Source organism: Bacillus sp. z14 (2026), assembly GCF_058313575.1.
The window spans coordinates 181,670-196,488 of record NZ_JBZFQK010000002.1 but is presented as its reverse complement, the minus strand read 5'-3'; the positions used below and the strand labels follow the sequence as shown (position 1 = coordinate 196,488).

Below are 14,819 nucleotides of genomic sequence, written 5' to 3'. Positions count from 1 at the left end.
CTTATTAAACTGCGTTCCACCTTTATTAAAATGTATCATATACCTTTTCCCGCTTGAATGATGCTTTGTCCCAGTAAGTAACGATTCTCCAGCCATATTCAATTGGTCCCATTCTAAAAGAGCGTAACCAATATTTTGTATATACCATTTGAAACAGGATAATCAATACAGCTAATAAAGTACCCATAAAAGCTCCCACTTCGCCATATAGCCCTAGTCCATATGAATAAAAGATCAGCGTACATAGAATGGAGTGCATAAGGTAATTTGTAAGCGACATTCTTCCCAGTCTGACAAGAGGAACAGCCATTTTTCTAACCTTTGGAGATTGCTCATAAATAAGAGTAATCCCTGTTATAATGGCCAGTGTCAGGAGGGGCCCACCAAAAATATCCTGCCAAAATTCAGTAGCATAATTTTGGCTCGACAGATACGGATACATTTTCAAAAGCAGTCCTATAGGCAATGATACAAGGAACATGATCTGTAACTTTTTCTGATGAACCTTCAGATTGGTGAGCCATTCCAATTTGGCAAATGCCATTCCTGCCAAAATACATGGAAAAACGGATAAAAATAAAAAAAACATATTTGCCGGTCCATTGACAGCAGCCCAGTCATTAAATCTCAGTGAAAAAATCTCAGTGAACGTCCCGCTTGAATAGATTTCAATGGCTTTATTTATTTTTGAAAAATCGGTATTTAACAATCCAGATGTTGGGGTCAATAATTCGAGCAGTAGAATGAGCAGCCCAAATATTCCATAAGGAATGGTATATAACCATACTGATAAACGAAGCAATGTTTTACCCTTTAATCGATAAACAAGCAGCAAAAGTAATCCACAGACGGCATATGTGATTAAAATATCACCATGCCAAATTAAAAATGCATGAATTATGCCCAGCAATAGTAAAAAGATCATCCGCCTTGTAAATAAAACAGGAAACGATATCCCCTTTTGTTCTGCCCTAGTCATTAAAATAATCGTACCGAACCCAAACAAAAAGGCAAAAAGCGGATAAAAATTCCCCTGTGCCAAAATATCAATGAGTGCATATGTATAGAGATCTAGATTGTTATCCCAATAATCTATTTCAAGATACAAAAAAGGCGAATGAAAATCGAGCATATTGACCAATAAAATTCCTACAATTGAAATCCCACGCAGAAAATCAACCACATGTATCCTTTGTTTATCCGTTATGGATTGCAATAGAACACCCCATCTCTCCTAAAAATTTCTTATAAAACCAGTTTAGCAGTTTCTGCTAAAATCCCCTACATAATTATCTGTTTTTTCTGAAGCACAGAGGTTCCCTCACCTTTCAGCCCATTCCTCATATACTGTTAAAGAACGTTAAGATGGTAGATATAGGTATACCCAAGGAAGGTGTTAAATGTGCCAGGTATTGTAGGTGTTGTCCAAATTCTCAGTGTAGGGAGCAGCGGTGTATTTAATGTGGGGGATATTTACAAGGTCACTCCCTACTCTAATGCTAAAACATTTTCCGGAGCGGGTTCATTTAATACGGGTGATTATGTGGCTGTAAACAATCCTTACAGTGCTACGAATACGTTTGATGCAGATGTTGTCGATCAACCAATTGCATTTACGTTATAGAGGTGAAAAAAATTGAACATCTTTGTTAAGCAAACGATTATGATTAATACCATTAAAATTAACGCAATCGCCAATGCATCCGTCCTGCAAATCGGCAGTGCCGGTATCATCAAGTCCAAGTCACTCATGACCAATTCCGGTGGCTTTGAGGCACCTGCTCCGGAAGCGCACCATCCCCTTTTTGAGACTGAAGAAGATTCTCCGCAGGTTCAAGTCCAGAATAGGAAAGGATGAGTCATGTGCAGCAGGATTTAACCCAATTCCTACACTACTTACAAAATACGCTGGAATATCAACAGCAGGCTATCCGCAAACTGGAAGAAGACGTAAAGAGATTAAAAGAAGAATTAACAGAGGCAAAACATCAGGCACCGATTCGAGTCGATCGGATAGAATATAAATTTGACCAACTGAAAGTGGAAAGATTGGAGGGTACCTTAAATATTGGGCTAACCCCATCAGATTTAGAAAAAATCGATGAGTTGGCCATCAATAATCACACTCCTCCCGGTCCATTTCTCTTTCCATCCAGGGATGAATTTGTCCATCAACTAACGAGCGAGGTTTTACTTGACCTAAATAATCAGAAGGATGAAATCTTTAAAAGAGCCGAACATATCTGCGAACAAAAAGCGGATGAAACCATGCGCTCCTTTATCATGGAGGATCTAGCCCGGCAGCTTCCTCAGCGTATTCATCATTATTTGGATCAAACGCCACCTCATAACAGGACTGAGCAAAAAATCCCGGCAATTCGGGAGCAAATATCAGAAGTACTCAAAACAGATATCGAAAATGCCATCATCAGATTTATAGAGGTTTATCCTGATTCAATGAAGGAGCAGTGAGCAATGTGATGAATTTCCATGTCGTAAACGAACAAATTAAGGTTGGCTGCATTAAGTTGATATCTGTATCGAGCGCCTCTGCCATTAAAGTCGGCGATACAGAAACCATGCAGCTATTTGCCGCCTCTGACACGCCATTAAACGCATTAGAATTTGGACCCTTGCAGCCTATTGTTAATCGTTAAAGAGGACCATGCCATGTGGGAAAGAACATCGATAGTCGATCATATTCATGTATCCATTTTATCCAGGGGATCTACATTTGATATAGGAGAAATTCAATATAGTTACTCAGTTGACAATGTCCTTGCCTATCAGCGGGAACAGGAAATTTTTTACGGAAAGGAAGGTAATTTCGGAGATTATAAAGTATTTTACACAGTGCCTGATTTTGAACCAATTGAAGAAATGGTTCATATCATTTTTGAGAATGTTAATCCATACCTTTTTGTTGATTGCATCCGAACACAGGCCATCTCTGCTTCCTCTTTATTACAGGTAGGAAACGGCCGGTTTATCCGATCCGAAACTAGAGTCATGAATGTAAGACAGCTTCTTAATCGGCCCAAAAATGAAAGAAGGGAGGAAACTTAATGCCTGCTCTTGTCGGTTCCGTTCAAGTCCTTAATGCAGGAAGCGGAATTATTCAATTCGGCGACTCTCTGGTTATCTCCCCAAAATATGCAACTAAAAGTGTGAATGGATCAGGTTCTGGAATTACCGGTGGAATTATTTTTGATACAAATGGACTTAGCGGAAACTCCGTTATTGGTATAAATGGGGTTGATCAGCCCATCTCTGCGAATAATTAATCAATCACCTTTTTCCGGCCTTATAGCCGGATTTTTTTATACGCGGTAATTTACCTGCCGGCTGCTTTACAATCCACTTTAAATATTTCTTGATTTCAGGATCATCTCTCAGTTTCTCAATCGTATTAAGTCTGACAGCCAAATCCAAATTTGGATAAAGAGCATGTATCTGTTTATGGCATGGAATGCATAGCTTGGAGGTATCATTGGGGCCCCCACCATATTCGCGTGGAATTAAATGGTGAATCGTCCGTTCGACATAATTTCGTAGACAGAGTTCACATACACCGCTCCTTGCTTTACTCATATAATCCCCTCCTTTTCATACCTTTTCCTAAATTAGCACAATGATCGTATTCATTTATATTTCCATTATTAAGTGACATCCATTCCTGTTTTACTCCTATCTATATCGTTTTATTTCACTTGAACAAGTCTAAAGTCTTACTATTTTTATTTTTAACAATATAGTAGTATATTTTCCTTGAAGGGTATGGATATTTACTGGTAAGAACTTAATATCCAATTTACAGATTGGGGGAAATTAATCATGAATTATAAAAATGTGACAGTTGCAGGCAGTGGGGTTTTAGGGAGTCAAATCGCTTTTCAAACAGCCTTTAAAGGCTTTAATGTCACCATTTATGATATTAATGAGAGCGCCATTGAACAAGCAAAGAATCGTATCACCGATTTAGAAGATACCTACATTGCCTATTTTAAAAATGAACAGGAAGCAGCCCGGTCTGCTCAATCACGTATTCAATATGCAACAGACTTAAAAATCGCAACAGCTAATGCCGACTTGGTCATCGAAGCTATTCCAGAGTTAAAAGAAATCAAAATTAACTTTTACACTGAGTTGAGTAAAGTTGCACCTGAACATACGGTGTTTGCAACAAACTCTTCTACGATGCTTCCTAGTGATTTTGCCGAATATACCGGACGTCCGGAGAAATTCCTGGCCCTGCACTTCGCAAACCGCGTTTGGATGAATAATACTGGAGAAGTCATGCCACATCCTCAAACTGATGACCAAGTGGTTGAAGATGTATTGCAATTCGCAGCCGCAATTGGAATGGTTCCGCTCCATATAAAAAAAGAGCAACCTGGCTATATTCTAAACAGCTTACTCGTTCCATTACTGGATGCAGCCCAAAATCTATGGGGAAATGGAGTAGCGGATCCATATACAATCGATAAAACATGGATGATTGCTACAGGTGCACCTCTTGGACCATTTGCGATTATTGATGTAGTCGGTTTGGAAACAGTTTATAACATCGTCAGTACTAAAGCAGCAAAGCATCCAAATCCAGAGCAAAATCCATTCAAGGACATTGCAGATTTAGTCAAAACAGAATTTATTAACAAAGGCAAATTGGGTATGAAAACAGGGGAAGGATTCTATAAATATCCGAATCCAGCCTATAAGAAAAAAGACTTTCTACAGCCTTAAACCAGATCACTGATACTTCTAAGATAAATCCTATTGGCATAAATGCTAATAGGATTTCTTTAGGTCCACTGAAGAAGGATTTTAAAAATATATCAAGAATCTTTATATAAGATTAAAAGGGAGGTTATGTATTAAATGAATGATATTGTCGATTTGCTTGATACAAAAAAACCTGGAGTTACAGATTTAGATATAAAATTAGCAGAAGAACACTTAGATGAAATTTCCCCAAACAGTATAAAGATCTCTTTAAACTATCTAACCATGCACAGATTGATGAATGGACGATGAACGCTTTTCCCTATTAAAGATCCTAGAAATTTAAAAAGAACCTGGGATGATATTGTAAGACAAAATAAAGATATGCGAGAGGAAGAAATGGATGAAAATCTCATATCTATTGGCGAGGATGGTACAGGGGACAAATTATGCTATAAAATTGTGGATACAATCATAGATCATAAAATTTATATTTGGTATCACGAAACCGGCGAATTAGAAGAAGTAGCTTCTAACTTGAAAGAATTTATTATATCGGTCCAATACCAATAAATGATATAGCGGTCCTGTTGGCCATATATTTTCCCAAATTAGACAGTATCGAAAGAGAAAATATAAAAATAGACGACACAACTGCACGGTTTCCCGTCCAAATGTGCCGCCTTCAGCAGTTAAAGCTTCAATACATGTGTACCGTCAAAGAACATCAGATATCTTTCTGAAACTTCTCTTTTCAGGATTTGTTCAATCGCTCTTGTATATAGCTGAATCTGCTTTTCATATCTTTCTTTTAATACAGGCTCAGCTTCTTCAAATCCATTTTTAAATCGATCTGTTATCGCGTCTGTTTTATAGTCAAGCAGTACAATCCCATTCTCATCTTCAAATAGGCAATCCACTATTCCCTGAACAAGAATGTTCTCGTCGCCATCCTGCCAATCCTGATACGCTTCATGTGCAGGAAGTGCCATTGTAAATGGAATTTCCTTGCGTATTTTTTTGGCATGCTGCAAGCGTTGACCCAATTCACTTTCAAAAAAGCTCAAAATCTGGTCAGTTCTTATCTCACTGACTTGTTCCTTCGTAGCGTATTCCTTCATCACCAAATACTCCAGTAACGTCTGAACAGACTCTTCCGTGACTGGCTTTGTAAAGTCCAAATGCTGCATCACTAAATGCATCATCGTTCCCTTTTCTGCAGGTGACATTGTTTTTTGCTGCATAAAAGCCGGTCTCTTTAAATTCATCCGTTTAAAGGTCGCCCGAACCAAATCAGTTGCACTGTATTCATCCTTTGATTCATTTAATCGTTTCAATTCGGACACAGACTGCTTAGAACGCCCAGTTGTCGAGCTTTTAAATCGATAATCCCATTCCATTTGGTCCCTGACCTGTTCTTTAAACTCAGACTCTACCTCAATTGGTTCCATTTGTTCAATTGATTTAAATAATCGTTTACTTTCCAGGTTTTCTTCCTCTTTAACTGATTGCAACGTATTAGATTTCCGGACATGTACCTGCCATTCTGACGGATGACTAGCAATCTCAGCAAGTGAATCACTGGCGATTGCCCCTTCTTTAAAGATACGATGCCGCACTAGAGACGGACCAATCCAATCCATATAGGACGTGGCATTTGCTCTCGTATAATCAGGTAGAAGCCAGCCTTCTTTATTCTCATAGGCAGACCACTTCTTAAAGGATTTTTCAGCATCTGAGAGTGTTCCGATTAAGTACAGCTTCTCTTTTGCACGGGTTAACGCTACATACAGGACGCGCATCTCTTCCGCAATATTTTCAAGGAGCTGCTTCTTTTTAAAGGCAATCTGTGGTAAGGATGGATAGGTTATCCTTAACTCCGGATTCACATATCGAAATGCAAGACCCAGATCCTTATCCACTAAATAGGAACGCTTTAGATCCATCTGATTAAACTTCTTAGACAAACCGCCCAAAATCACGACAGGGAATTCCAGTCCCTTACTCTTATGAATGGTCATAATCCGGACAACATCTTCCTGTTCACCCAGGGCACGTGCCGCACCCAAATCACTGCCCCTTTCTCTCATCCGATCGATAAAACGGAGAAAGCGGAATATTCCTCTGAATGAACTTTCCTCATATTGTCTGGCACGGTTATATAGTGCCAATAAATTGGCCTGCCTTTGTTTGCCGCCAGGCATACCGCCAACAAAATCATAATAGCCCGTATCCCGGTACAGTTGCCAAATTAAACTGGATAGTGCTCCCTCACGCGCCTGGTTTCTCCATTCGTGAAGATAATCAAAGAATCGCTTCACTTTTAAATAGACAGTTCCGTATTTTTCAAATGAACCGTACTGGCAATAGGCCTTTAACGCATCATAGAATTGCCCCTTTGGCAAGGTAATCCGGATATCTGACAAGTTTTCTTCATCCAGCCCCACTATAGGAGAACGCAGCACAGATGCAAGCGGAATATCTTGATATGGATTATCAATAATTTGCAGGAGAGAGATCATAATAGCTACTTCTGTCGCCTCAAAGTATCCTGTTGAGAGATCGGCATAAACCGGGATACCCTGCGCTCTGAATTCATCCATAATTTGAGGAGCCCATGGCATGGAACGCAGCAAGATGACAATATCCCGATAGGTAATGTTCCGGTATGTTTTCGTTTTGGCATCATACACTTTGCGGCGTTCATTAATCATTTGTTTAATTAATTCAGCCATTTGCCTAGCTTCTAACAGTACCGTTTCAAGATCTTCGTCTGCCTCGTCATCATCCTCAGATCCGTAACCAGCTCCTTCTGCCGATTTATCAATCAAATAAAGTTCCACCGGGTACTCTTCATCCTCAGGATAGGCTGCTCCTTTTTTCAATTCAGCGGGTTCATCATATTCTATTTCACCAACCGTTTTTCCCATCAATTGTTTAAATAAAAAGTTCGTACCTGCCAATACTTCACTTCGGCTGCGGAAATTTTTATTCAAATCAATCTTCATTCCGGTATCTGTCGGCTCTGTTAAAAATCTGCTGTATTTCCCCATGAAAAGATTAGGCTCAGCCAGGCGGAATCGATAGATAGATTGCTTAACATCCCCAACCATAAACATATTGCCGGTTGACTCACCGTCCTGTGTAACAAGCTGAAGGATTGTTTCCTGCACCATATTAGTATCCTGATATTCATCGACAAGTACCTCTTTGAATTTATCACGGTACTCCAACGCAACATCTGTTGGCTTTAATGCTCCATCCTCATAAGTCCCCAGAATTTCTAACGCCATATGCTCCAAGTCGGAAAAATCAACAATCCCGCGTTCAAGCTTTTCTGCCAGGAATCGTTTTTGGAACGCTGTGACCAACCCGGCAAGTGTTACTACATACGGCTTCATATCTGATATATCTTTTAAAAAGCTATCTGCTTTCCGGAAGAATAAATCGCTCGAAATTCCATTCAGCAATTTCTTAACATCATCTCTCGTTTTCTTGGCTTGCTTTGCCAAGTCCTCATCACAGGTTCCCTTGCGAATCGTTTTTGCTTTTGCAAAGCTAACCGCTGAAAATGCATCTGCCATCGACTGCCAATCTGCTTCAAGCGACTCGGATAACTTGTTAATAAGCTCTTCGTCTAATTTAAATGTTTCGCCCAGGGCTGCTGGACCATCAGGCAGCAAGGTTAATTGATAGCCTTCATGGATCATTTCTTTAGCTGCAGCTAGGCGCATCATGATATCAAATTTCAAGACTGGATAAAATGGCAGATCCTCAATCCTGGTATGTTCCCCTACCTCATACATATCCGCAAGGCTTTCCAGCCATTTCTCAGGATTGGGATTAGATCGTGAAAAATCATCAAGCACTCGGATAATTTCGAGAATCGTACGATCACTGCGGTCATCCGTAAATGCATCGATAAGCCTGAAAAACGGCTCATTATCAGATATTCCATACTGTGTTTCCAATACTTCTTCAAGAATTTCATCTTTAATTAATTCGATTTCCGTTGAGTCCCCAATTCGAAAACCGGGATCAATGTCCAACAAATAATAATGACTCCGGACTACATCCAAGCAGAAGGAATGAAGGGTTGAGATATTCGCCTTATTCAGCAAACTGAGCTGCTTACGTAAATGTCTGGAGTCCGGATTCTTTTTAATTTCCTTTTCCAACGCTTCCGCAATACGGTGGCGCATTTCAGCAGCTGAAGCATTGGTAAAAGTGGCTATCAATAAACGATCCACATCAAGAGGGTTATCCTCTGAAATAATCTTCCTGATAATCCTCTCAACCAGTACAGCTGTTTTACCACTTCCGGCCGCAGCCGCTACTAGAATATCATTTCCATCCGCAGTGATAGCTTTCCATTGGTCATCTGTCCATAAGGCATCTGCCGGTTTTACGGGAATTTGTTTACGGTTATTCATCATCTTCTTCCTCCTCCCGTATAGCCTCAAAGATTTCTTCTTTTTTAGCCGGTTTAAATACTCTGTACTCGTTGCTCTCAAGAGAAGGATCAAACTGGCAAACTGTTTTATAATTACAGAAGGTGCATGGTAATTTATTTTGCAAACGATAAGGTTTGATATCAGCTACACCGCTCGTAATGGCATTACCTGTATCGGCATACATTCTCTTCACATGCTGGCTTAAAAGGGAGAACTCTCCTTCACTTGCGATCCGTGAAGCCGCCGTAAAATGCCCATCCTTCTTGAATCCTGCAGGTACAATCAGGGATTCCCCATTTTCCAAATCGCTATCCATCATTTTAACAACCTGGTCATCCCCTAAAAGCAATCCCTTCATTTTAAAGCTTTTAAAGACTTCACGTTCAATCTGGTCTAACGTATAAACTCCATTGTTTTTAATTAATGGATTGTGAACATGGAAATAAAGGACACCTGCAGGCTTAGCTTGTTCCCCAACCAACAATGGTGAGTGTGTGACCACAATATCGAGGTAGGTCAGCATTTGCAAGGCGATTCCATAATAGATTTCCGTGAAGTTTAAATCCTTCGAGCTCGATTTATAATCAATGATTCTCAAATAGGTTCCATCATCTGTCTTCGCCTGATCAATCCGATCAATTCGTCCAGCCAGTTCCATCTTTGTTCCGTTTTTAAGCTCAAAGGTCAGAGGCGGCAAAGAACCTCTCCGGCCAAATCCAAGCTCTAGCCCAATCGGTGAAAATTGGCTGTTTTTAGCTTGTCCGCTTAAAGTGATTGAGGCTCTCGCCACAATTTGTTCCAGTTTCCTTTTCAAATAATGGAATCGATTGGAAGATAATAAGATTTCATTCTGCAGTTTCGGTGCCATTACCTCTACAGCCGTTCTGGCTAATTGGATACATTGCTCCCGTGATAAAGCTCCCCAGCTTGTCCCACGTTCGATAATTTGTTCCGTCATCCATTGCAGAGCACCATGGAACATTTCTCCGATATCAGGAGCTTCTAAACGATAGATATCCCGTTCCCTAAGCTTTAAGCCGTGTGAGGAAAAATGCGCAAATGGGCAGCTATTGAATAGCTCCATTCTCGACACGCTTCCCTGGATTGTATCTCCATACAATTCAACAGCTTTTTGGTCAGGGATTTTCTTCGCTTTATTTTGATACGAAAGCGCTGAAAGAACAAAAGCTGCCTGATCCTTCATCGGACCGTCTTTAACATATTCGTTATATACATCCCACCAAACAGGGGATACCGGATAATTCCTTTTTTTCTGTTGAAGCTGGCTTGCCAGGAATGACAGCGTTGCTCTCGTCTGAACCACATACTCCAGTTGCAGCTCATCACTCATTTCAGCCGGATCATGCACAAAGAAAGTTTCTTTCACCGAACCAAATAAATCCTTCACTCGTTTCATATAAGAGGAAGCCAATAATTGCTTTCCTTCGTCATCAGCCAGTGGATAAGAAAAATATACATAGTCGGATGCCAGCAGGAATGCCTTGTATGCAGCAAACTCCTCATCCAATAATTTGGTGCTTGATGTCGGTGCCATCTTTATTCCCGAAGAATGCAGTGTTTCTCGATCCTTATCTGAAAGGATTCCCCCTTCACTTACTTTTGAAGGAATTACCCCTTCATTTAAGCCTGCTATGAAAGCAATCTTTACATTTTGAGGACGTGATAAATCCATATTGGTCACGACTACTTGGTCAAGGGAAGGTGGAATTAAGGAGAAGTTCAGTGTTTCAATCCCGCTTTCTAGGATTGCACCAAAATTCTTTAACGTAACCGGCCTGTCCCCAACAATTTCTACAAATTGATCCAACAAATCCATGACACCATTCCATGCCTGGTCGTGCTCGGTTGCATGGATGAGTCGGCCTTCCTGCTCATCGCTTCGAGCCATTTTTTCAAGCTTTTCCGGTATGTTAAGCTCATCTAAATACATATATAAAGCCTGAGCATAATCCGTTCCGGATGTTGCTTTTTTAAAACGATTTGCAAGTCGACGGATGGGCTCTGCCACTTGTTCCTTCGTTTCATTCAGCAACAATTCCATTTTCAATTCTTCATCTGTCTGGACACTGGCAACCAGTTCAAGACCGCGATTTCTTTTATACTTCCAGCCCTGCTTCTTACTCCAACGGTCACCATAATAGCCTCTGGATAATACATAATTTTCTAGCAGAGCAGCACTCTCACGCTCTTTTGGTATATAGGCATTCTTATCAAACAAAAGGTCTGTTTTTATAGCACGGAACATCGGTTCATAACGCCAATTATTCGTTAAGGCTTCAAGTGTAGAACGAATAAGCTCGATCAAAGGGTGATTAAGCATAGGTCTCTTTTGATCGATAAAGACCGGAATACCATAGTCCATAAAGACGGTTTCCACCACTTCAGCATATTCCTGGCTATTTCTCATTAACACAAAGATATCTCTGTATCGATATCCTTCCCTAACACTCTTTAGAATCTTACGTGCGATTCCTTCCACCTCAGCCCTTCTGTTACCAGCCGGGCAAAATTCAAAATTCGGCTCCTGATCATAAACTGGTGCCGGTCTGTTGGCAAACCATTTATCCAAATGCTGCATGGATTCATTTTGAATAAATCGATGCGGTTCCTTAAATAAACGATCCTCCTCCACCTTTACTCCGTTTTGGAGCGCAATCTGGTATAGATCAAAATAAGTTTCCCCTGTCATCCTGAATAAATGAAGTGGATCAGGCGCCCATTCTTTAAAGGGCTGATCTAATGTCAACGAAACCGTCACATTCCTACAGTGTTGCATTAGAGCTGCCATAATGCCGTATTCCTGGGCTGTAAAGCTGTAAAATCCATCTATATAAATTTCAGCATCGCGAAGGTAAGCTGATTCAGGCATCTTTTCTACTAATAAAGTAAAGTAATCCTCTGAATCCACGTACTGACCCTCTAATTCACGCTCAAATCCATTGTATAAAAGGGATAGATCATCAAGCTTTGATCGTAAAATCGGTGATACCTTTCCATCTGATTGGTTTAGCATTTCCTCAGGAGTCAGGCAATATCGCTTACATTCCTTCAGTAAATCACTCAGCTGGGTAATAAAGCCCTGCTTATCACTGGAACGTTGAAAGGTCTTTAACTCGTCCTTATTTTCCTCCATGATTTTGCGAATCACCATGTTGACACCGACATTATTTAAATGCCGTCTGCCCATACCGCCTGTTTCCTGCAAAACCTTCCATGCCAGACGGCTGAAGCTAAACACTTGAGCACGTATCATCCCGCCCAGATTAGGCGTATTAATTAATTCCAGCTCAGCCTGAAAAGTCATCTGATCTGGAACAATATATATAATCGAAGAACCTTCCGGATCACTCTCCAGCTTGGTCCTAATGTCATTTAAAATAGTCTCTGTCTTACCTGTACCTGTTTTTCCAATATAAAATTGCAAAGACATTAAATGTGCCTCCCCCCTTTATATCTATCTCTCTATTTTATCATAATTAATGGCGTTTTCTCCTCAATTGACTCTATATCCCAGCATTGTAAAAAATGGTTTATTTCAATGGTGAATAGAAGATTCGTTTTTGTTATATCACAGGAAACGAGAGAAAGAGGAGAAGTCAAAATAGGCACTAATATGAAAATGACAATCGGCAAGTGGAAAACTTTCACTGCAAAAATAAAACAATGACCATCTGGATTGTGATCATTGTTTTGGTTAGTTTCTTTATTGAATTCTAAGCCACTATTAATTAGCGATATATGGATAAAAGGGTTGTCATTTAATGAAATACTTTAGACCATTTTAAGTTTTAAATGATGTACGACTTTAGAAGTATCTACTGTTACTTACATACGTTGGGATATCTCACTTTATATTTGTTTCTTATTAGGCGCTATCCTTACTTTAAACTTTTTAAAAAAACGAAAACAGATGACTAAAATTACTCACCAAATGTTTTTCTAAATCCATAAAAAGGTCTGTAACCAATTTGGTTATAAAAGGATTGAGATTCACTGCTTGCCAGCATCTCTATTCTCGTAGAGGGATACAATCCATGTACAAACTTTAGCAGATACTGACCAATCCCTAGCCCCCGGTATCTTTTGTCGATTAAAAGTTCGCAAATATAGAGAGTGACATGTTTATCAGTAAAGCCCCTTATATATCCGATAACTTCCTCTTTTGAAAGTACAACAAATGCTATATTAGAATTGTTCCAGGCTTGCTTTGTTTTATCTTTCCCCGCAACCAAGTTTGTCCATTGTTCTTCCGCATTCAGCTTATTTACAGAAACAAAGTCTTGCTCACTATATTTGCGGATTTGTATGGGCTGCCCATGCTCTATGTGAATCATGATATCCCCCAATGCCTTTTTTATCGTTACTCCTAATGATTAGTATCCCTATCTAATGTGACCTTTTCTCTCAGAATAACCTTGAATCTTTCTGGTTCATCTAATCGAATCGCAACTTGTTCATATTCTTTCTTTATGCCCAATATGAGAGTAGCTTGTATGGGCTGTTTTAATTTTAAAATAACATCTGGATAAACTTCTTCTAGATCACGGGAAATGAATTCAATCGTCTTTTCAGTAACTTTTTGCTTAAGTTGTTCTTGTTCATCAATTATGGATTCAATATCTGTCCACTTTATTTCCATACGTTTCATTAATCCAAGAGATATATACATATGGTCCTCCGTAATCTTTAAGGGATTCAAACGGACAGCCTGTATATCTGCCACAAATAGAATGACCGAGTATAAATTTAGAAGGAGTAAGATCATGGACAATAGAAAATATTTTTCATGCAGCCACCAATGAATTGCTGCTGTTTCAAAAACAATCGCGTGAATCAACATCACTTGGAAAGCAATATAGCTTGATTTTTGATGCAAGGTATATTGCTTTTCACTCAGCTTCATCTTTTTGTTCCAGCTTGCAAAAGCATAATAAAAAACCAGCATTTCTGAACAAATCATTTGAATAATAACAGGCGTTTTTTTCATTTTTTGCTCAACGGCATTCGAGAATGAAAAAACCACCGGTAGTGGACTATTTTTAACAGCACGGATAATGTACGGCATATATTTGAACAATGAGACGATGAGCAGCACTTCAAAACATACTAATAAACCTTCAATCAGAAAGCCGACCCAAGTGATTGATTCAAATGGCGCCAAATATTCCATTGGAATTAGGAAGCGGACTAAAACGAGACCGCTGGCCGCCAATAAAATCATATTTTTCCATCCCCAGCTTCTCTTCCATGCCATAAATAAAACCGGCAAAACCAATGCCAAATCAATTATGGAGCCTACCACTGCACCATTTGGATTGTATTGTAAAATTTCAACTCCAAACGCTGTACGATATAAACAAACATTAGAGATTAGAACAAGCAGAAACAACATAATCAATAAAAACTCTCGATATAAGGATTTTTTCAAAATCACCGTTTTCACACCTTCCTCCGAAACAATTCCACTTTTTCCTAACTGTCTATATGTATAAAAAAATAGAAATATCATCACTTCGCCTACAACAATCTTATTCGACAAATTTCAATTTTCCCCTGCACAATTCTATTTCAAAGCAAGAAAAAGACGGCAATCATTAGCTTGCCGTCTCTTCAGCCCATATT

At 39.5% G+C, this 14,819-nt stretch carries 13 protein-coding genes and 1 pseudogene; 8 read left to right on the top strand and 6 right to left on the bottom strand.

What is annotated here, in order from left to right; all coding sequences use genetic code 11:
- Positions 1–25 precede the first annotated feature (25 nt).
- Entirely contained in the window at positions 26–1,216 is a 1,191-nt protein-coding gene (locus AC4G3O_RS06960; protein ID WP_491136001.1) for a DUF418 domain-containing protein, read from the bottom strand.
- Between the two features lie 186 nt (positions 1,217–1,402).
- Here AC4G3O_RS06960 and AC4G3O_RS06955 point away from each other — a divergent pair, with 186 nt between their 5' ends.
- Genes AC4G3O_RS06955 through AC4G3O_RS06930 form a run of 6 tightly spaced genes read left to right on the top strand, consistent with a single transcriptional unit; the run spans position 1,403 to position 3,284 of the window.
- A complete protein-coding gene (locus AC4G3O_RS06955) occupies positions 1,403–1,624 on the top strand; it encodes a spore germination protein (protein ID WP_066101638.1) in 222 nt (73 codons plus the stop codon).
- 12 nt (positions 1,625–1,636) lie between these two features.
- Positions 1,637–1,858: a spore germination protein GerPB gene (locus tag AC4G3O_RS06950; RefSeq protein WP_066101641.1), complete on the top strand. Its 222-nt coding sequence runs from the start codon at positions 1,637–1,639 to the stop codon at positions 1,856–1,858.
- Positions 1,855–2,472 (top strand): spore germination protein GerPC, encoded by a 618-nt coding sequence (gene gerPC / locus AC4G3O_RS06945; protein ID WP_491136000.1) that lies wholly within the window; start codon positions 1,855–1,857, stop codon positions 2,470–2,472. The genes AC4G3O_RS06950 and gerPC overlap by 4 nt, the downstream gene beginning before the upstream one ends.
- 8 nt (positions 2,473–2,480) lie before the next feature.
- Positions 2,481–2,657, top strand: coding sequence for a spore gernimation protein GerPD (locus AC4G3O_RS06940; RefSeq protein WP_139063800.1), 177 nt, complete (start codon positions 2,481–2,483; stop codon positions 2,655–2,657).
- A gap of 13 nt (positions 2,658–2,670) precedes the next feature.
- Entirely contained in the window at positions 2,671–3,066 is a 396-nt protein-coding gene (locus AC4G3O_RS06935; RefSeq protein ID WP_139891463.1) for a spore germination protein GerPE, read from the top strand.
- Entirely contained in the window at positions 3,066–3,284 is a 219-nt protein-coding gene (locus AC4G3O_RS06930) for a spore germination protein (protein WP_066101652.1), read from the top strand. The genes AC4G3O_RS06935 and AC4G3O_RS06930 overlap by 1 nt, the downstream gene beginning before the upstream one ends.
- A gap of 4 nt (positions 3,285–3,288) precedes the next feature.
- Here AC4G3O_RS06930 and hlpB read toward each other — a convergent pair whose 3' ends face one another.
- Positions 3,289–3,591, bottom strand: a complete 303-nt coding sequence (gene hlpB, locus AC4G3O_RS06925; RefSeq protein ID WP_148630864.1) for an HNH nuclease-like protein HlpB — start codon at positions 3,589–3,591, stop codon at positions 3,289–3,291.
- Positions 3,592–3,834: 243 nt separating this feature from the next.
- Here hlpB and AC4G3O_RS06920 point away from each other — a divergent pair, with 243 nt between their 5' ends.
- Together AC4G3O_RS06920 and AC4G3O_RS06915 are read left to right on the top strand one after the other, a co-directional pair.
- A complete protein-coding gene (locus tag AC4G3O_RS06920; protein ID WP_066101657.1) occupies positions 3,835–4,743 on the top strand; it encodes a 3-hydroxyacyl-CoA dehydrogenase in 909 nt (302 codons plus the stop codon).
- A gap of 135 nt (positions 4,744–4,878) precedes the next feature.
- Positions 4,879–5,295 (top strand): annotated as a pseudogene (locus AC4G3O_RS06915) (SMI1/KNR4 family protein).
- A gap of 119 nt (positions 5,296–5,414) precedes the next feature.
- On the opposite strand, the gene addA reads toward AC4G3O_RS06915, so the two are convergent.
- The 4 genes from addA to AC4G3O_RS06895 form a co-directional block, all read right to left on the bottom strand.
- Positions 5,415–9,155 (bottom strand): helicase-exonuclease AddAB subunit AddA, encoded by a 3,741-nt coding sequence (gene addA / locus AC4G3O_RS06910; RefSeq protein ID WP_491135999.1) that lies wholly within the window; start codon positions 9,153–9,155, stop codon positions 5,415–5,417.
- Positions 9,148–12,627: a helicase-exonuclease AddAB subunit AddB gene (addB, locus tag AC4G3O_RS06905; RefSeq protein ID WP_491135998.1), complete on the bottom strand. Its 3,480-nt coding sequence runs from the start codon at positions 12,625–12,627 to the stop codon at positions 9,148–9,150. Before addB ends, addA begins: the two co-directional genes overlap by 8 nt.
- Positions 12,628–13,117: 490 nt before the next feature.
- Positions 13,118–13,531 carry a GNAT family N-acetyltransferase gene (locus AC4G3O_RS06900; RefSeq protein WP_066101664.1) on the bottom strand — a complete coding sequence of 138 codons (414 nt, stop codon included), beginning with the start codon at positions 13,529–13,531 and terminating at the stop codon, positions 13,118–13,120.
- Positions 13,532–13,563: 32 nt separating this feature from the next.
- On the bottom strand, positions 13,564–14,736 hold the full coding sequence (locus tag AC4G3O_RS06895; protein ID WP_491135997.1) for a beta-carotene 15,15'-monooxygenase: 1,173 nt from the start codon (positions 14,734–14,736) through the stop codon (positions 13,564–13,566).
- Between the last annotated feature and the right edge of the window lie 83 nt (positions 14,737–14,819).

Coding starts and splice junctions, on each gene's coding strand:
- AC4G3O_RS06900 (WP_066101664.1), bottom strand. CDS start 13,531: ATGATTCACATAGAGCATGGGCAGCCCATACAAATCCGCAAATATAGT.
- AC4G3O_RS06935 (WP_139891463.1), top strand. CDS start 2,671: ATGTGGGAAAGAACATCGATAGTCGATCATATTCATGTATCCATTTTA.
- addA (WP_491135999.1), bottom strand. CDS start 9,155: ATGAATAACCGTAAACAAATTCCCGTAAAACCGGCAGATGCCTTATGG.
- AC4G3O_RS06930 (WP_066101652.1), top strand. CDS start 3,066: ATGCCTGCTCTTGTCGGTTCCGTTCAAGTCCTTAATGCAGGAAGCGGA.
- gerPC (WP_491136000.1), top strand. CDS start 1,855: ATGAGTCATGTGCAGCAGGATTTAACCCAATTCCTACACTACTTACAA.
- AC4G3O_RS06920 (WP_066101657.1), top strand. CDS start 3,835: ATGAATTATAAAAATGTGACAGTTGCAGGCAGTGGGGTTTTAGGGAGT.
- AC4G3O_RS06940 (WP_139063800.1), top strand. CDS start 2,481: ATGAATTTCCATGTCGTAAACGAACAAATTAAGGTTGGCTGCATTAAG.
- hlpB (WP_148630864.1), bottom strand. CDS start 3,591: ATGAGTAAAGCAAGGAGCGGTGTATGTGAACTCTGTCTACGAAATTAT.
- addB (WP_491135998.1), bottom strand. CDS start 12,627: ATGTCTTTGCAATTTTATATTGGAAAAACAGGTACAGGTAAGACAGAG.